Source organism: Paenibacillus diazotrophicus (assembly GCF_042610465.1).
This window is the reverse complement of record NZ_JBGJZN010000009.1, coordinates 117,272-134,849: the sequence shown is the minus strand read 5'-3', so window position 1 is coordinate 134,849 and position 17,578 is coordinate 117,272. Positions and strand designations below refer to the sequence as shown.

Annotated in this window: 16 protein-coding genes; 3 read left to right on the top strand and 13 right to left on the bottom strand. The window is 51.8% G+C overall.

Annotated elements, in window-relative coordinates; genetic code table 11:
• Nucleotides 1-224 precede the first annotated feature (224 nt).
• From ACAN54_RS26695 to ACAN54_RS26685, 3 genes are all read left to right on the top strand, one after another.
• Entirely contained in the window at nucleotides 225-389 is a 165-nt protein-coding gene (locus ACAN54_RS26695; protein ID WP_379162844.1) for a hypothetical protein, read from the top strand.
• Nucleotides 390-482: 93 nt separating this feature from the next.
• Nucleotides 483-1,283: a polysaccharide deacetylase family protein gene (locus ACAN54_RS26690; protein WP_379162841.1), complete on the top strand. Its 801-nt coding sequence runs from the start codon at nucleotides 483-485 to the stop codon at nucleotides 1,281-1,283.
• A gap of 120 nt (nucleotides 1,284-1,403) precedes the next feature.
• Nucleotides 1,404-1,778 carry a hypothetical protein gene (locus ACAN54_RS26685; RefSeq protein ID WP_379162838.1) on the top strand — a complete coding sequence of 125 codons (375 nt, stop codon included), beginning with the start codon at nucleotides 1,404-1,406 and terminating at the stop codon, nucleotides 1,776-1,778.
• 79 nt (nucleotides 1,779-1,857) lie between these two features.
• On the opposite strand, the gene ACAN54_RS26680 is transcribed toward ACAN54_RS26685, so the two are convergent.
• From ACAN54_RS26680 to ACAN54_RS26620, 13 genes are all read right to left on the bottom strand, one after another.
• Nucleotides 1,858-3,048, bottom strand: a complete 1,191-nt coding sequence (locus ACAN54_RS26680; protein WP_379162835.1) for a hypothetical protein — start codon at nucleotides 3,046-3,048, stop codon at nucleotides 1,858-1,860.
• Between the two features lie 326 nt (nucleotides 3,049-3,374).
• Entirely contained in the window at nucleotides 3,375-4,667 is a 1,293-nt protein-coding gene (locus tag ACAN54_RS26675) for a homocysteine synthase (protein WP_379162832.1), read from the bottom strand.
• A 216-nt stretch (nucleotides 4,668-4,883) separates the two neighbouring features.
• Nucleotides 4,884-5,414 carry a GNAT family N-acetyltransferase gene (locus tag ACAN54_RS26670; RefSeq protein ID WP_379162829.1) on the bottom strand — a complete coding sequence of 177 codons (531 nt, stop codon included), beginning with the start codon at nucleotides 5,412-5,414 and terminating at the stop codon, nucleotides 4,884-4,886.
• Between the two features lie 128 nt (nucleotides 5,415-5,542).
• Nucleotides 5,543-6,220 (bottom strand): deoxyribose-phosphate aldolase, encoded by a 678-nt coding sequence (gene deoC / locus ACAN54_RS26665; protein ID WP_379162826.1) that lies wholly within the window; start codon nucleotides 6,218-6,220, stop codon nucleotides 5,543-5,545.
• A gap of 169 nt (nucleotides 6,221-6,389) precedes the next feature.
• Entirely contained in the window at nucleotides 6,390-7,841 is a 1,452-nt protein-coding gene (locus ACAN54_RS26660; RefSeq protein WP_379162823.1) for a SulP family inorganic anion transporter, read from the bottom strand.
• A 227-nt stretch (nucleotides 7,842-8,068) separates the two neighbouring features.
• Nucleotides 8,069-9,145, bottom strand: coding sequence for a bifunctional 3-deoxy-7-phosphoheptulonate synthase/chorismate mutase (locus ACAN54_RS26655; RefSeq protein ID WP_379162820.1), 1,077 nt, complete (start codon nucleotides 9,143-9,145; stop codon nucleotides 8,069-8,071).
• A gap of 473 nt (nucleotides 9,146-9,618) precedes the next feature.
• Complete coding sequence (locus ACAN54_RS26650) at nucleotides 9,619-11,883, bottom strand: PAS domain S-box protein (RefSeq protein WP_379162817.1); 2,265 nt, start codon at nucleotides 11,881-11,883, stop codon at nucleotides 9,619-9,621.
• A 202-nt stretch (nucleotides 11,884-12,085) separates the two neighbouring features.
• Nucleotides 12,086-12,475: a response regulator gene (locus tag ACAN54_RS26645; RefSeq protein WP_379162814.1), complete on the bottom strand. Its 390-nt coding sequence runs from the start codon at nucleotides 12,473-12,475 to the stop codon at nucleotides 12,086-12,088.
• Between the two features lie 147 nt (nucleotides 12,476-12,622).
• Nucleotides 12,623-13,297 carry a Na-translocating system protein MpsC family protein gene (locus ACAN54_RS26640; protein ID WP_379162811.1) on the bottom strand — a complete coding sequence of 225 codons (675 nt, stop codon included), beginning with the start codon at nucleotides 13,295-13,297 and terminating at the stop codon, nucleotides 12,623-12,625.
• Nucleotides 13,298-13,597: 300 nt separating this feature from the next.
• Complete coding sequence (locus tag ACAN54_RS26635) at nucleotides 13,598-14,662, bottom strand: ABC transporter substrate-binding protein (RefSeq protein WP_379162808.1); 1,065 nt, start codon at nucleotides 14,660-14,662, stop codon at nucleotides 13,598-13,600.
• Nucleotides 14,663-14,707: 45 nt separating this feature from the next.
• A complete protein-coding gene (locus ACAN54_RS26630) occupies nucleotides 14,708-15,040 on the bottom strand; it encodes a 4Fe-4S binding protein (RefSeq protein ID WP_379162805.1) in 333 nt (110 codons plus the stop codon).
• Complete coding sequence (locus ACAN54_RS26625) at nucleotides 15,037-16,644, bottom strand: FAD-dependent oxidoreductase (protein ID WP_379162802.1); 1,608 nt, start codon at nucleotides 16,642-16,644, stop codon at nucleotides 15,037-15,039. The genes ACAN54_RS26630 and ACAN54_RS26625 overlap by 4 nt, the downstream gene beginning before the upstream one ends.
• Before the next feature lie 37 nt (nucleotides 16,645-16,681).
• Nucleotides 16,682-17,569 (bottom strand): ABC transporter permease, encoded by an 888-nt coding sequence (locus tag ACAN54_RS26620; protein WP_379162799.1) that lies wholly within the window; start codon nucleotides 17,567-17,569, stop codon nucleotides 16,682-16,684.
• Nucleotides 17,570-17,578: the final 9 nt, after the last annotated feature.

The following is a 17,578-nucleotide window of genomic DNA, read 5'->3' as shown; positions in this document are numbered from 1 at the left end:
ATTCTTAAGACCCTTAAAATGACACATGCTGCCCCGGCTTAGCCGGGACAGCATGGTAAATGAGAATGATAATCGTTGTTGCCATTGCACAAATTTATTTCCTTAGTGCAACTTATAGCTATAATATATCACAGTCATCGAAAAAGTAAAGCCGGGGGCGCTCACCTGTATCGGAGAGCATTTTTGCAGCCTATTTTATAGCAAGGTCTGACCGTTCTGCTTATATGTCGAAGCGCCAGATGCTGCATGGGTTCACCCGGATTTATAATTCGGTAGCACTTGATGAGGTCATCCGCAAAAGGTTGAGCTACTTCTGCACGCTGTTGCACAATCCTGAGCTATCACCTCTCCTGTGCCATGGACAGCAGCTTCGGCTTCCGGTTAGCTGAAGGCCGTCTATGGACAAGAAGTTTGCTCTAGACGCAGTCTCTGGCATTGTTCATAATGTAGCTATTATTGAATAATCAGGAGGTTGAAATGCGATGCGAATCAAGCTCGATCTTTTTCCAGGCGGTGTTGCTAAAGCGCTAACAACGAGTTGGGATGACGGCAGAATCTATGACAGGCAGCTTGTAGCAATACTGAACCGGCATGGCCTGAAGGGCTCCTTCCATTTAAATTCAGGGTTCTTCGGCAAGGAAAGCTATATCCTCGGTGAAGAAGTGTCCGCCCTGTATGAGGGGCATGAAATTTCTGCACATACAAGCACTCATCCTTTTCTCACCATGACTCCAGACGCGGGCATTGCTGAAGAAATTCTGAGGGACCGCGAACATCTGGAAAAATTCGCAGGCTATCCCGTAAGAGGCATGTCCTATCCGTTCGGTGATTATAATAACCAGGTGATAGGCATTCTTCCCGCGCTGGGAATCGAATATTCACGTACTGTTCAATCCCACGGCAGCTTTACTCTGCCGGACAACCTGCTGGCCTGGCATCCCACCTGTCATCACCAAGACATGCTGTCATGTGGACAGCAATTTCTGGAGGAGAAGCCCCGATTCCCTCGGATGCAGCTCTTATATGTCTGGGGTCACAGCTATGAATTCAATGACAATCACAACTGGGAGGAATTAGAGCAGTTCGCCAGCATGATGGGCGGGCATCCAGAGATCTGGTATGCCACCAATATCCAGATTGCCGACTATCTATCCGCTGTCCGGGGATTGCGATTCTCCGCTTCCCAAGCCATCGTTTATAATCCGTCAGCAGTGGATGTATGGATCACGGCAGAGGACCAACCCCGCCAGATCCCCGCAGGCGCTACCGTGCAGCTGGATTAATTGCATGTAAGGACAGAAATGGAATGTGAAAGAAGCATGTTGTAAGCGGAGAGTGGGATCAGGCAGGAGCTTGCTGGTAAGTGCTGAATTTCAGCGGGAAATGGAATATAGCAGAAATGTTTGAGTAAAAAGATGGTTGCCAGCTTAAATGAGGAGGTTGCGGAGCTGATCGACACGCGGCGTCTCAACAACGGTATTTCTGCCGTTGTTAGAGAGCTGATCGTCCGGCGTAGCCCTAATAACGGCACTTCTGCCGTTGTTAGAGAGCTGATCGTCCGGCGTAGCCCCAACAACGGTATTTCTGCCGTTGTTACAGAGTGGATCGGCCAGCGATGCACAAACAACGGTATTTCTGCCGTTGTTAGTGTAAAAAACCGTCCGGTGGACGAATCTACTCTATGCACAGCTGCAGATAGTTACAATTCTCATAATAATAAAAGACCCGATTTCTTCACGCACAGGAAGCGGAAGAGATCGGGTCTGCTGCTTTTATAAGACAAAGAACTGGAAATCCGCAACAGCAGATTTCCAGTTCTCTTCAACGTTCAAATGTGTTGCCGAACGTGCAGATGATTCAATTGCTCAGCCATCCTCCGGCGGCTGCATCGGCATGATCCTGCCGGGCCATCCATGTCAGGCAGGCTGCCCGCAGCAGCGCTTCGGTCCGCTGGCCCGCGCTGCAAAAGATCCCGCTGAAGCCGATCCGGTACAGATCGGCCAGCGCAAACGCCGCCGGTGCCCCCGCGGCGAGCAGTGCCGCCGCCGGCTTCACGCGCTTCACGGCGGCCAGAACCTCTTCCGCCGCCTTGGCGAAGCCTCCGGCGGCGTCTTCCGGCGCGGCTTCAGCGGCCGCGCCATCCAGCACCAGGAAATCGGCGATGCGCGCGATTTCCCCCGCGGCGGCGCGCTCCACATCGGGCGGAATCACCGCCCCGATGCGGCACGCCGCCGCGTAAGCGTGGCCGAGAGTCTGTTCGGCCACGCCCTCAATGAATTCGCGCTGAGATGCGAATTCGGCTGCGCTGGCGGGATACGGCGCCAGCAGGTCCACGCGGCAGTCACCGCCCAGGCGCTGGCGCTCTGCGACTGCACTGAAAAGCGCTGCAAGCTGCGCATCCTGCAGCGCAGCCAGCCTGGCCGGCTGATCGGCCAGCTCCGGCATGAAGGGCAGCATGACGGCGGTCCAGACCCCGTCCGCCGACTCCAGTAACGCTGCAGCTGACGCCCGCAGCCGATAATAAATCCGCTGCAGAATCCGTTCCTCCTGCTCCGCGGTTTCGTTGAACAGCCAGTTCGCGTAGAGTTCATTCACCCCAGGCGCAAGCAGCCACTCCCCGCTGCGGATCAAGCAGGGTCCCGCAGGTAATTCTCCGGGTTCTTCCCGCTGAACCGGCCGCTCCCCAGGCCCCTCCCGCAGCACCAAAAAAGCCGGACGTTCCCCCGGACGTCTGAAATAAGCACGGCTCACCGGTTCAAGTAAGCTTCTACGCTCTTCTTCAGTAATAAATTCTGCAGCTGCGGAAGCCACAGACGCCGATTGGCTCATCTCCACCCCAATTGCCCGATCTCCGGCAAGATACTTGAACGGGCGCTCTTCCTTATTCCGGTTATGTCCCTGCTCGCGTTCACCCTTCATTTCCGCACCTACCTTTTTAGCTTTGGATTGCTGCCAGCTTCTTAGGGGCTTAAGGCCGCCACCGGCATCACCTTCATACTTCATCTTATAAATACGGGAACCTGAGGCTAAATATGCAAGCGTTACCAACTAATTACGGTCAACAAAGCGGGGATCACTGTTACTCTGCCAGCTCTCCCTCTTCTTAAGGCATATACTTATAGGACATGCACTATTCTGAATCATTACAGCGGATAAGCAAGCAGGCTCGCCTGCGCGATCCTTGAAGGTAGTCTACGTTTCCGAATAAGCGATACTCCTTGTCGTTGTAGTTCCCAATTCAGCGAGTAAAATCCTTATATTTAAAAAAGACCACTGTCCAGATACGCCGCTCCTCTTTCGATGAACGGTTACGTATGTGGATAGTGGTCTGCGCGTTCTACAGCATCTGAATTATCACTCTTGCAGTGTCTGTTTTATTGCTGACTTGCTGCGATCGCCTGCTCCAGATCATATAGAATATCGTCGATGGATTCCGTACCGATGGAGAGCCGGATCAATTCCGGGGTTACTCCTGCGGCAATCTGCTCCGCATCCGAAAGCTGCTGATGCGTGGTGCTCGCGGGATGGATAATCAGCGATTTGGAATCGCCGACATTAGCTAAGTGGGAGAACAGCTTCACGTTCTCGATTAGCTTGACTCCGTTAGCCGCTCCTCCCTTAATCCCGAAGGTGAGAATTGCCCCCTGCCCCTTGGGTAGATACTTCTGGGCCAACTCATAAGAAGGGTGGCTCGGCAAGCCTGTATAGCTAACCCAATCCACAGCTTCATGCTGCTCCAGGTACCGGGCTACCTTCAGTGCATTCTCACTATGGCGCTCCATTCTCAGGTGCAGAGTTTCTAGTCCCTGCAGCAGCAGCCAGGAATTGAACGGCGATATTGCTGCACCCAAATCCCGCAGCAATTGTACCCGTGCTTTGATGATATAGGCAATCGGTCCCACAGCTTCCGCGTAGACAAGTCCATGATAGCTGGGATCAGGTTCGGTCAGGCCGGGGAACCGGCCGCTTGCCTTCCAATCAAACTTGCCGCTATCGACAATCACCCCTCCTATAGAGGTACCGTGTCCACCAATGAACTTGGTAGCGGAATGAACAACGATATCCGCACCATATTCTATCGGACGAAGCAAGTACGGACTTGGGAATGTATTGTCTACAATCAGCGGGATTCCATGCTCATGGGCGATAGCCGCCACCGCTTCGATATCCAGCACATTTCCCTGAGGATTGCCGATGGTTTCGGCATATAGCGCCTTGGTCTTGTCCGTAATCGCACTGCGGAAGTTCTCCGGATTGTCGGAATCTACAAAGTGTACTTTAATTCCCAGCTTAGGAAGTGTAGTAGAGAACAAATTATAAGTACCGCCGTATAGACTGGCAGAAGAGACGATCTCATCTCCGGCCCCGGCAATATTAAGGATGGAAAAGGAAATTGCCGCTGACCCGGAAGCTGTCGCAAGCGCACCCGCCCCACCTTCCAGTGCAGCAATACGCTGTTCGAAAACATCGGTGGTCGGATTCATCAGACGGGTATAGATGTTACCAAACTCCTTCAGCGCGAACAAGTTAGCGGCATGCTCTGCGTCACGGAATCCGTAGGAAGTGGTCTGGTAGAGCGGCACTGCACGTGAAAAGGTAGTAGGATCAATCTCCTGGCCTGCATGTACGGCTAACGTTTCAAAGGACAGCTTACGATCTTCTGACAATGGGTTTTCCTCCCTTGATCTGTATAATGGTAAACCTTAACAACTATGAATTGTACCTATTCTCTCACAATCTATGTTATTTGGGAAGAAAAATATCTCATTATTCCAATGTGTTTTATTCAATTAGGAACCTAACAGGATTCTTACGCATGCCCCAGAAAAGAAGGCGCTTGCATAACATCCGATCCCTGACCTGTACCATCCATAACCGGTTGTTTATTCAGGCAAGCCTAACGTTCCTGTGAATTTCTCCCGCCGCAAATAAAAAACAACCAGATTGTCTACAAGCTCCGCCTCTCTGCCATAACCTAACGCCGCCAGCAGCCGTAGGGATCTGTCATTATCGGGATCAACTGTAGCTTCAATGACCTCAAGCTCCATCTGTTCAAATCCAAATTGGATCACCGGAATTAGCGCTTCCTTCATCATACCCAAGCCCCAGAAGTCTCTGGACAGATCGAAGCCAATTTCTGCTTTGCCCAAAGGTACTGCTGTCCAGCAATGGTACCCGCAGGTTCCCGCCATCTGTCCTCTCTGCTTATCAAACACTCCCCAGCGGCAGCCCGAGTCATCGATATGGAACTGGATAATTTCATCGGCTTCAGCAATGTCCCGGCAGGGTGCAATATCCATATACCGCGTTACCTCTTCGTCGGAGAAATGCCGGAATACAGCCTCGTTATCTTCGAGCGTCAGTAATCTTAATCTCAGCCTGTCTGTTTCCATGACAGGATAATTCATCTTCATCAATAACCTCACCGCCTTCCCCCACTGAATCGAATTCAAAGGTTTCCATAACTTTTCGTACAATCAAAAATAGCTACGGCGTCCCAGATTCAAAGACGCCGCAGCCGTTTTTTTGAAAGTATCTGCTATTAATAAGTGTTGTTGCTTTGTTCGCCTTTGGCAATAGCGACTCCGCCGCTCGTGCCGATACGGGTTGCGCCTGCTCCAACCATAACCAGCGCATCTTCTGCGCTGCGCACGCCGCCGGAAGCTTTAACGCCGATATCAGGGCCCACTGCTGCACGCATTAGTGCGATATCTTCCTTAGTTGCGCCGCCGGTGGAGAATCCGGTCGAGGTTTTGACGAAATCGGCTCCGGCTTCTACGGCGAGCTTGCAGGCGCGGATTTTCTCTTCATCCGTGAGCAGGCAGGTTTCAATAATGACTTTGGTCAGTGCTTTACCGCGTGCTGCATCGACTACCGCAGCAATATCCCGCTTCACCAGCTCATTGTTACCGTCCTTCAGTGCGCCGATGTTGATGACCATATCTACTTCACCCGCACCGTTTGCAATCGCGTTCGTGGTCTCAAATGCCTTTGTTTCCGGTGTCGAAGCGCCCAGCGGGAATCCGATAACCGTGCAGACCTTCACTTCAGGGGTGTCTTTCAACACCTCATAGGCAGTAGCCACCCATGCCGGATTCACGCACACTGAAGCAAATGTATAGGTCTTGGCCTCTTCCGCCAGCTTGATGATATCTTCTTTACGGGCATCCGCCTTCAACAGTGTATGGTCAATGATCCCGGATAGTGTGTTTTCGCTCATTATTAATTCCTCCATAATAATCGGTAGTTGACGTTCGCATTCCTTGTAATCATACCAATAGTAGGGCGCTTTGGAAAGCTGTCCCGATAAGCTTAAGCTATAAAAAAGAAGCTTTCCCAGCAGCCATACGTCTGGCATCTAGGAAAGCTTCGCTAATCACATGGATAATCTAATGTCCGCCGGATGGAGACATTCCAATCCGTTTCACCAGCTGGGCACTCGGTTCGTTAAGTCCGGTAATGGTTACTTTCTTGCCGATCGCCTGGTATTTGGACATGATCTTGGCCATGGCATTCACTGCCGACTGATCCCATACATGTGAATGAGTGAAATCAATAATAATCTGCTCCGGGTCACTTTCCGGATTGAAATGGTGAATGAATTGGCTCGTTGTGCCGAAGAACAGCTGACCATGCACCGTATACCGGGTGGAGACGGCTGCCGTATGAATGGTCATGCGGATGGAGGCGATTTTCCAGGCAAAGGTAAGGGCGCTGAGCAGCACACCAAATAATACGCCGATAGAGAGGTTATCCGTGACAACCACTGTAACTACGGTGACCAGCATAACCAGAGCATCGCTTAACGGAACCTTCGACAACGAGCTCAGAGATTTCCATTCAAAGGTGCTAATGGACACCATGAACATTACCCCGACCAGTGCTCCCATGGGAATCTGCTTCACCACATCGCCCAGGACCAGAATCAGGAACAGCAGAAAAATCCCGGAGACAAGGGTCGACAGCCGGGTGCGGCCGCCTGATTTCATATTCACCATGGATTGGCCGATCATCGCACAGCCAGCCATTCCCCCGAATAAACCAGTGACCATGTTCGCCAGACCTTGACCCTTAGCTTCACGGTTCTTGTCGCTTCCGGTGCCTGTAATGTCGTCAATCAGGGTTGCAGTCATCAATGACTCCAGCAGTCCCACGACGGCAAGCGACAGCGAATAAGGCAGAATAATCAGCAGTGTATCCAGTGTAAACGGAAGCTGCGGCAGGTGGAATACTGGCAACGCCGACGTAATTTCTCCCATATCACCAACAGTTCTCACATCCAGATTCAGAACAATGCTGAGCACGGACACCACAATGATCGCAACAAGCGCCGAAGGAACCGCCTTGGTGAAACGGGGGACCGTATAGATGATGAGCAGCGTGAGTGCTACCAGAGCATACATCACCCACCCTTGTCCGCTGAAATGCGTCAACTGCGCCATAAAGATCAGAATCGCCAGCGCATTCACAAAACCGGTCATGACCGGCTGCGGTAAAAAAGTAATAAATCTGCCGAGCTTCAGCATCCCCATGAGGATTTGAATGATTCCGGCCAGCACGGTTGCTGCGAACAAATACTCTATCCCGTGGTTCAGGACCAGGCTACCGACCAAAAGAGCCATGGCCCCCGTAGCTGCCGAGATCATGCCAGGTCTCCCGCCCGCAAATGCCGTAACCACTGCAATACAGAACGAAGCGTACAGGCCTACCATCGGACTGACTCCCGCAAGTATGGAAAAAGCGATTGCTTCCGGGATGAGGGCAATCGCCACAGTCATCCCGGACAAAACATCATTCTTTGTGTTCAAAAACCACACATTCTTCAAACTAAGCTGCTTCAAATCTTTTGTTCCTCCTGTGAATGATATGGATGAGGCGCTTTCTGTATACGTCCGGGTCCGATGCAACTCCAATGCTACTTATTGTACCTGACCCTCCATAACCTCCACAAAAGTTCAATATGCTATTGTAAGCGTTGTTTATGGCATTATACTCGTCCTAACTGCACTATTCGTCCAAATTCTATATATTCAAAATTCGATTTTTGAATTCAACAGCTTCAGCGGGTTTAGCGGTATAACCCGGAAGCTTTCACTTCATTGAAGAACGTATTGAATTCCTCAATATTCAGCTGCTGTGCAGCATCGGACAACGCAGTAGCCGGGTCAGGATGCACTTCCACCATAATCCCGTCGGCTCCGGCGGCGAGCGCAGCCTTGGCACATGGGATCAGAATGTCCTTGCGTCCGGTAGAATGCGTCACATCGACCAGCACCGGCAAATGACATTCCTGCTTGAGAATTGGCACAGCGGAAATATCAAGCGTATTGCGCGTCGCTTTTTCATAGGTTCGGATGCCCCGTTCAATTAGCATAATCTCCATATTTCCCCGGGACATAATATATTCGGCCGCATGAATGAACTCATCGAGCGTAGCAGATAGTCCGCGTTTCAACAGCACCGGCTTATTCACTTCTCCGACTGCTTTGAGCAGCTCGAAATTGTGCATGTTCCGTGCACCAACCTGAATCACATCCACATAATCCAGTGCTTCTTCAATATGGCGGGGGTCTACAATTTCACTAATGGTCAGAAGACCATATTCTGTAGCTGCTTCCCGCAGAATTCGCAGTCCATCCATTCCGAGTCCCTGGAAATCATAAGGGGAGGTACGGGGTTTGAAGGCTCCACCGCGCATAACCTTCACACCGGCCTTCTGCAAAGCCGCAGCAACGGTGCGGGTCTGCAGTTCGCTCTCCACAGAGCACGGGCCAGCGACCATCAGCGATGATAATCCGCCGACCGTAACATTACCCGGCAGTTCGATTACGGTATCCTCCGCATGGTTTTTCCGGGCTACCAGCAGGGACTTCTTATGTTCCGTACTTTGCAGATCAAGCGATGCGGAGAAAATCTGCTTGAAGAGGGTGCGGATCGCTCCGCTTGTGAAAGGGCCTTTATTGCTTGCCACCAGCTTCTCGAGCATCTGTTTTTCCCGTTCGGGATCGAACTTAGGTACACCCTGTTTTTCTTTTAACGCACCAATTTCCTGCACAACCTGGGCCCGCTCGGAGATTAGCTCCAGCAGTTTTCCATTGATCTCATCCAGGCGGCCCCTCAGGCCATTAAGTTCCACGTTGCTCATTACCTTCCACTCCTTCTTGTCCGCTAAATTTGAAATATGAACGCAAAAAGGCCCCCGCCGCAAGGGACGGGGAACCGTGGTACCACCCTAATTTAGATATTAATCCATTCTGAAGCTTAGGCAAAATAGCACCTTCAAGCCAGGCTGGAATTAACTCTGTCTTACACCCTTAACGCGGAGCGCGGGCCGTCCTACACATAACTGCTGCAGCAGTGTACTTCAGCGGCCAACTCGGAAGTGAACTTCGGCGCAAATCGTCTCTTGAGGGTGCTCTCAGTCTCCGGCACACCTTCCCTGTTCAGATCCGTTCCTTACGCTTACTCTCTTCGTCATCGTCATTGTATTATGTCTGGCATCTCAAATGACCAGTTTCTGCTATCTTAATCAAAATAAGTATGACATGCAAGATATCCATTCACCGCATCTCAGCTTTAACGCAGTGCAATTAAATATCCACACTCCAGCAGCACCGATCAGAAAAACTTGCTTACAGTATTAATAACCGTCTCGCTTCTCAGCGGTTTGCTGATATATTCATCCATTCCGGCAGCCAAACATAGCTCGCGGTCTCCTTTTAGCGCATTGGCGGTAACGGCAATGATGACTGGCCGCTTCTCCGGCGGCAGCATTTCTGTGATCGCCTGTGTGGCTTCCAGACCATTCATGCGCGGCATTTGTACATCCATAAAAATAAGATCGTAGCTCTCCCCGCGCACCATCTGCATCACCTGCAGCCCGTCTCCCGCAACATCGACGGAATAACCGCGTTTCTCCAGAATTTTACGCAGCACGATCTGATTGATCTCATTATCCTCTGCTACAAGAATCCGCAGGGGACGGCCTACCGTAAGCGGTTCCGACTCTTCCTTGCCGGCCTCTGTGCCAGACTGCCTGCCGGTTTCTTCCCGGAGTGCCACTGTGAATACAAAGGATGACCCTGACTCCACTGAAGTATCCAGAGCGATTGTGCCGCCCATCATCTCCACTAGCTGTTTGGTAATGGCAAGTCCAAGGCCTGTCCCCTCATGGCGCCGGTTCATGAAATGATCGAGCTGATAGAAGGGCTCAAATAACCGGCTGCGCGAGCTCTCGGGAATCCCGATACCGGTATCAGCCACTGTAAATTGCAGGACCACCCTTTCCCCGGTTCTTGCTGCCATCCGCGCCGTTACCTTTATCCCTCCGGTGTAAGTAAACTTCACCGCATTCCCTACCAAATTAAGCAGGATCTGCTTCAGCCTGTCCCCGTCGCCAATCAGATGGTTTGGCACATCCGGACTGATGTCCATCTCAATACTCAGGCCTTTCTTGTCTGCTCTATGCTGCAGCAGCTCAAGCACTGAATCTACACAGGTCATAAGCATAAACGGCTCTTCATGAAGGACCGTTTTGCCTGCCTCGATTTTGGAAAAGTCCAGAACATCGTTGATGATGGCAAGCAAGGTATCTCCGCTTTGGCGGATGATATCCAGGTACTCTCTTTGCTGCGAACCCGGCTCGCTCATATCCAGCAGCAGGTCCGTCATTCCGATGACACCGTTCATGGGTGTACGGATCTCATGACTCATCATCGCCAGAAATTCACTTTTGGCGCGGTTTGTTTTCTCTGCTGCTTCTTTGGCAATCAACAGCTTCTTCTGTTCAGTAATATCCTTTACGATGATGTAGAATCCTACTGTGATCTTGTTGATAATGATCGGAGCAATGGTCGTCAGCACTTCAACCGAATGTCCCTCCCGATGCCAAATGTGGTCGATGTTCACCTCTGCAGTACTGTTTTCTCTGGGATAGGTGATCACTTCCTCCAGATGCTCAGCCCCGATAATCCGGCCCAAATTCATTCCGACCAGTTCTGGAATGCTATAGCCTGTAAGCTGGCAGGCTTTCTCATTCCCGTTAATAATCTTGCCCTCAAGGTCAAGGGAAATGATCGCATCATGGTTATACTTCTTGAGAGAGGTATACCGTTCGACGGATTCCTGCAGCTTCTTTTCCACATTTTTACGTTCGGTCACGTCACGTCCTACAGCGAGCACGGTGTGCTTCGATCCTTCCTCCATTAGACGAAGGGTGAACTCAATCCACAAGTAACGGCCGTCGGCATGTTGAACCCGGATCTGAACCCTCCGGAAATCTTGAGCTTCAGGGAACTCTAGCCTCTCCAGATCATCGGGATGAATCAATCCGCGGATATCCCGGCCCACCAGCTGCTCGGGATCATAGCCCAGCACCTCGCTTACCGAAGGCGAGCAGTATCTGCAAATATTGTCCGGTGTTGCATAATAGACCACATCGGAAATATTGGCGATAATCTGTTTAAACAACCCGTTCGAAGGATAACCCTGCTCATCCGCCTCTTCTTCAGCAACCAGCTCTGCCAGATGCAGCAGATAATACAGCCTTTTTCCCGTCGAAGGATCGCTGATGAGCGTCATATGGAGCAGCACCGGCACCGGAGGGCCGGAGGCCGTGGATAAATTGATTTTGCACTCAAAAAAAGGTGTCTCTCCAGCATCAAGAGCACCTGCCATCTTTATATATTTCCCTACTGAATCCCCGTATAGAAGCTCTCTGAAATGCTGCCCCAGGAGCTGTTCCTCCGTAAACCCAAGCAACGTGGTTACTGCCGGATTTACGCTGGTCCAGCGTTCGTCAATGGAAAGGAACGCTACTCCAACCACTCCCGTTCTGCATGCATAATCAAAGTGGGAATACGCTTCTGCATGATGTTTTGACATCTATTTTCACCGCCCGTTTGTGGAGTATCAAACGCAAGAAATTTATATTAAATCTTCAATATTAATATCTTGCATTATATGGCGAATGTCAAATGGTAATCTAAGTTTGTTCAGTTGAGCACAACCGGTCTTCAGGGCGGAGTTCTCCCCAGTTCTCCACCTATCCCTGACCCATTCCTTCTCCACAGAAAGGTAAGCAGCATCAGTTAATCCCGGCTAAAAGCTTCTCCACAACCTCTGTAAGGGCCTTAACCTGAAACGGTTTGGTCATATAACCGGAAAATCCTACATTTTGAGCCCGTTCGATATCAGAACTCTGGGCAAACGCACTGATCGCCAGCACCGGGATCGGACGTGTTGATTCATCGCTCTGCAGCCGATCCATCGCTTCATATCCATTCAGATCGGGCAGACCAATATCCAGAATAATCAGATCCGGCAGCTTTCGCCGGGCGATCTGCAGGCCCAGCGCTGCCGTCTCAGCTTTCAGCAGAAGTACGGAAGGCAGATTTTTTTTGAAAATATGATGCATTAAAGCCATATTCAGTTGATTATCTTCCACATACAGCACTGTCTGCTTATATTCCTCCAACAGCATATCCTCCTAAATGTCCAGCGTAATTCTCCCTATGAGACGTCAGAAAAAATAAAAAGCCGAAGAAGGGGACAATTCCCCCCTCTTCGGCTCATGTTCGGCTCATTCGCATGTCCGACTCATTTCCGCCTCATATGATGGTGCTTACAGAAAAGTATAGGCTATTACGCTGGTGTCTTTGTCAAAATCCCAATCCACATAGATGTCGGCAAGCTCCTTACCCAGCATCGGTGCAATGGTGGTAGTATCCTCCAAATATCGTTTTTCCATTTTGCGTTTGGTTGTCTTAAGCGTGTTCTCATAACCAAGGCCAATCAATTCCTTCTCCAAAGGAATCAGAATACCTTCACGTTTAATAATCAGGGTGCGGGGGCCAAGCCACCAGGAATCCGTATGTACCGGCTCCTTCTGTACCTTTCTGCTTACCTCATTAATTTGGGCATGAACCTCATCCCGTCCAGCATAATCGTCAATCTCCGCGTCCTCATGCTTGATGAGCGCAACGATCATTCCTGAAGCGTTATGTATCCCCCAATCATAGAAAAGCTCGCCGACCTCAACAGCCATCATGTCCTTCAGGTAAGCTGCGAGCTCTGGAAGCAACGATTTCATCAAAAGCTCACGTGTGTACCGAAAAGCCTGCTCCTCTTCCTTGTTAAGCAAAAACCGCTCCACAGGTCCGATAAAATTACGTATATGCAGTGCTATGCAGTGCTTCCCGATGGAAGCATGTATGGACTCAGGTCCCTTCCCAAATCGCTCCCGAAGCAGTCTTCCTGCATAACTGGATAGTTGGCTAGTAAGTTCCGTAGTGCTCATTCAATTTCCTCCAGCATTAAATTCTTTTGTGTGTGTGGGTCTGTGGGGAGAACTTCGCCTGCTGAAAGAAACGGCTAGTTCACTTAAGTATAATATTATCCAGCCTCTGCGTATACAGTAAAATTACCCAAAATATCGAACCCGGAAATAAATCCCATATAGATTATATAGCTTGTCCAAATAATCAAAAGCGGACTACACCTGCATCCCTGTCCGGTTCAACAAAAAGGAGTGCCGTTGCTGCTGCCAGCGCTGGCACTCCTTGATCATGATCATATCCCTAGTACCTTACTATTACCATTATTGCAGCTGCCAGTCACTGATATTGAAATCTTTTTTGGCGAGCTTCTCCTCTACCAGGAAGATCTTTGTACCTTCCAGCAGCTTCGTCCCCTCATCAGTGAAAGGCGTATCCTTGATATCACTGATCGGATTTACCTGCTTAGCAAGTTCTGGTGTAGTATCCCCGATTTCAGCCAGGAACTGATAATATTCATCTTCATGCTGCTTCAAATCGGCCAGTGCCTTCTCGCGCGCCGCATTCCAGACTTTCGGGAAATCCGGGAACTTCTCCAGATATTTCTCGGATACAACCGTAGCGCTCGAGCCCAGCAAGTCCGGATGGCTCGAAGCATCATCCAGATGGGCATAGCCCTGCTCAAGCAGCTTCAATGCATTCACCCCGGTGTTGGTTGTGGCGTCCACATCTCCACGTGCGAGTGCGGCTGTGGCGTCAGGAATAAGCATATGGACCAGTTTATAATCGGTCACACCCTCCTGCTTGAGCAATCCGACCACATAACGGTGCATGAAGGAGCCTTTTTGAATAGCGATCGTCTTGCCCTGAAGATCTTTTACTGTCTTCGGACCATCTTTTTTACCAATCAAATAGCCTACGGTATGGGCTGAGGATTGCCCGATTAATCGTGTTTTGGCCCCAGAGGCATATGCGATAATGGCCGGGGTGTCACCAAGACTGCCGAAATCCAGGCGGCCGCTGATCAGCGACTCCGTTTGATCCGGACCATTCGGGAAGCCGGTCAGCTTCACTTCAGTGATGCCGTGCTTCTTAAGTTCATCCTGAATGATTCCTTTGTACAAGCCCCAGCCCTCTGCGCCTCCCGGCAAGTTAAGCTTATTAGAACCAATGAAACCAAAATTCAGCACCGCCGGAACATTACCGGACCCTTCAACACCCGCTGCCTCAGCAGTGTTTCCTGCCGCGGCTGGCGAACCCTTGCTGCCGGGATTTGCATTATTTCCGCAAGCCTGCAGGACTAGCATTACCATTGTTACGCCTGCGATAAGTGCAAGGCGGCCCCCTTTTGCCCATCGGTTCTGAATTCCTCTATACGTCTTCTTCATTAACCTGTCCCCCTCAATCTTCTGCTAAATATGATCTATGAAGTCTCAGAATCCGGCTCTGGCGGCCAGCTTATACATAAAGTCATGACTGGCCACCGGCTGTCTGCCCTTGCCCCAGCCCACTTTTTCACGGTATCCTCCGAGCAGTCCCTGCAGTTCCAGCTCCTCCTCTGTCACCCCGGTAACCTGTTCAGAATCGGGAGCGACATACAGGGCATCCGCCGGGCAGTACAGCTCACACATGAAGCAGGTCTGGCAATCGCTCTGCCGGGCGATGACGGGAATTCCATCCTCCACCCTATCGAACACGTTCGTCGGGCATACAGACACACATTGGTTGCATTCTACACACTTGGCAGCGCTGATGACTTCAATCACAACCGCACACTCTCCTTCGCTACGTCTTCTGTTCTAACCCAGACCTCATCCAGTCCGCCACTGATCAGGCGGTGATGCTGGCCGTTGTCCGTCTGCTTGTAATCTTCCCGCTTATGCATGCCGCGGGTCTCCGTTCTTGCCAGCGCGGAGCTGTACATCCAGCGGGCCGTCGCCGTCATGGCTTCTGCTTCACGAGCCCGCACGCCTTCAGATGTGCGCTGGATTTCGCGGCTCCGCTGCTCCTTCCATAGTCGGTTCAACCGGTCAAGTGACGCGGTGAGCCCTTGTTCCGTCCGGAACAAATTAATATCATACGGCTTCACTTCAGCCTGCACGGCAGCGGCGTAATCTGCTGCTCTGGCTGCCGCTCCCGGCTGCACTTCCTGGTGAACCAGCGGCGAGGAAGACAAGCCGCTTGGCGCACGTTGCACCGAATATCTGCCGAGGCTCTCCGCATAAGCCGCTGCCCCTTCTCCGGCGAAGGAGCCGGAGGACATGGCCCAGGCGGCATTGTGGCTGCCGCCGCCCGTAAAGCCGCCGCAGATCAACTCGCGGGTAGCGGCATCTCCTGCGGCATACAAACCGGGCACGCCTGTTCCGCAGGACTCATCCGTAATGCGGATACCGCCCGTTCCGCGCACTGTGCCTTCAAGCCGCAGGGTCACCGGAAAGGCTTCCTTGAAGGGATTGATACCGCGGCGGTCGAACGGCAGGAAGAAGTTCGTCTGGGCAACCCGCAGCAGCGGCTGCAGCTCCTCCGAAGCGCCGTCCAGCTTCGCATATACCTGCCGTCCGGCCAGCAGATTTCGGGCAATGACGGAACGGCCCTTCTTGGAGCCAGCGCCTTCCACTTCACTTCCGTCTTCATAATAAAAGCTGGCATAGCTGTAATATGCCGTCTTCGTGACGGAAGAGAAGGTGGGGCAGATGGCATAGGCATTGGAGAACTCCATGCCCGATAAGCTTGCCCCCGCCTCGGCGGCGAACAAATATCCGTCGCCAGTAAGAACGTTGCAGCCCAGCGCCTTGCTGAGGAAGGCGCACCCGCCTGTGGCTATGACGACGGCCCCCGCCTGTACGCTCCAGGGTTCACCGTTCTGGGTCTGCACCCCGGCGGCTCCGGCTACGCCGTGTTCATCGGCCAGCAGCTCAAGCACCGGGCTGTGATCGAGAATCTTCACACCCGCCTTCTTCACCAGCTTACGCATCAGCCGCATATATTCCGGCCCCTGCAGCCCTCTGCGGTAGGGGTTGCCTTGCTCATCCACCGGAAATGGATAACCCGAGACGCCAAGCCTGTTCATGTTCTCATAGGTACGGTCCAGCACCCGGTCCATCCAGCGGTGCTCGGCGAGCTGGCCGCCCAATGCGAAGCGGCTGGCCTTCGCCTCTTCCCGGAGCTTAACGTCAGGTTTCACATACCAGACGCCTGTACCCGAAGGCGCCGTTGCGCCGCTTGAGCCGCAGTAGCCTTTATCGGCAAGGATGACCTTCACTCCCTTGGCCGCCGCCGTAAGTGCTGCCCAGGTTCCTGCCGGCCCTCCTCCAATTACAAGCACATCCGCTGTCAGACTCAGCGTTCCCTTAGATACCGTATTATTCATTTTCATTGCCCCCTTGGATTCATGGTTTCAAAAAGCCTTACCCTTGATAGCTGTCACGCCAGTACAGGAATTTGCGCTCAATGGCGCGGAACAGGGAATCGATCAGTTTACCAACCACAGCGAAAATAAGAATGCCTACAAAGATAACTTGCGTATTGGAATTCTGCTTCGCTTCATTAATGAGGAACCCTACGCCAGACTGCGAGCCGATCAGTTCAGCTACAACCAGTCCGATCCAGGCCACCGCCATCGACAGGCGCAGACCCAGCAGAATGCCGGGCAGCGCCGCCGGAAGAATCAGCCGCCGCAGCCTCTGGAGCGGGCTGAAGCCCAATACTTTCGCTACTTCAAACAGCTTGTTATCCACTCCCCGGATGCCCATAAAAGTATTGATATAAAGCGGAAAAAAGGATCCGCTCATTATAATGACCACCTTCGAGACCTCGTCAAAGCCGAACCATAGAATAATCAGAGGAGCAATCGCCAGATGAGGAACCAGCCGCAGCACCTGAATGGTGGGGTCCAGCAGGTATTCCGCACTGCGGAACAAGCCGGTCAGAACACCGAACAGCAGACCGAGAATACCGCCGATGAGAAAGCCAATGCCAGCTCTGCCTATACTGACACCCAGATGATGGGGCAGCTCCCCGGTAGCGGTAAGCTCGGCAAATGCCGATATAATCGACAGCGGTGTCGGCAGGAACTCCGGTGAGATCAGGCCGGCACTGCCGGCAAGCTGCCATACCGCAAGGACTACGGCAGGAATGGCAGCGCCGCTTCCCCAATCGGACAAACGCATCTTCCAGGCAGAGGAAGTTGATGAATTCACGTTCTTAGCTGCCGTTATGGGAGCCGTTCCACTATAATCCCTCGCTTCCCGTACCCCTTTGACTGTCTTGACGATCGCCTCTATTCCTTCACTCATGCTGTGTAT

What these genes read in the sequence shown, in the direction of transcription:
- ACAN54_RS26655 (WP_379162820.1), bottom strand. Translation starts at nt 9,145, where the DNA reads ATGAGCAACGTGGAACTTAATGGCCTGAGGGGCCGCCTGGATGAGATC.
- ACAN54_RS26650 (WP_379162817.1), bottom strand. Translation starts at nt 11,883, where the DNA reads ATGTCAAAACATCATGCAGAAGCGTATTCCCACTTTGATTATGCATGC.
- ACAN54_RS26690 (WP_379162841.1), top strand. Translation starts at nt 483, where the DNA reads ATGCGAATCAAGCTCGATCTTTTTCCAGGCGGTGTTGCTAAAGCGCTA.
- ACAN54_RS26625 (WP_379162802.1), bottom strand. Translation starts at nt 16,644, where the DNA reads ATGAATAATACGGTATCTAAGGGAACGCTGAGTCTGACAGCGGATGTG.
- ACAN54_RS26640 (WP_379162811.1), bottom strand. Translation starts at nt 13,297, where the DNA reads ATGAGCACTACGGAACTTACTAGCCAACTATCCAGTTATGCAGGAAGA.
- ACAN54_RS26670 (WP_379162829.1), bottom strand. Translation starts at nt 5,414, where the DNA reads ATGAAGATGAATTATCCTGTCATGGAAACAGACAGGCTGAGATTAAGA.
- ACAN54_RS26635 (WP_379162808.1), bottom strand. Translation starts at nt 14,662, where the DNA reads ATGAAGAAGACGTATAGAGGAATTCAGAACCGATGGGCAAAAGGGGGC.
- ACAN54_RS26695 (WP_379162844.1), top strand. Translation starts at nt 225, where the DNA reads ATGTCGAAGCGCCAGATGCTGCATGGGTTCACCCGGATTTATAATTCG.
- ACAN54_RS26620 (WP_379162799.1), bottom strand. Translation starts at nt 17,569, where the DNA reads ATGAGTGAAGGAATAGAGGCGATCGTCAAGACAGTCAAAGGGGTACGG.
- deoC (WP_379162826.1), bottom strand. Translation starts at nt 6,220, where the DNA reads ATGAGCGAAAACACACTATCCGGGATCATTGACCATACACTGTTGAAG.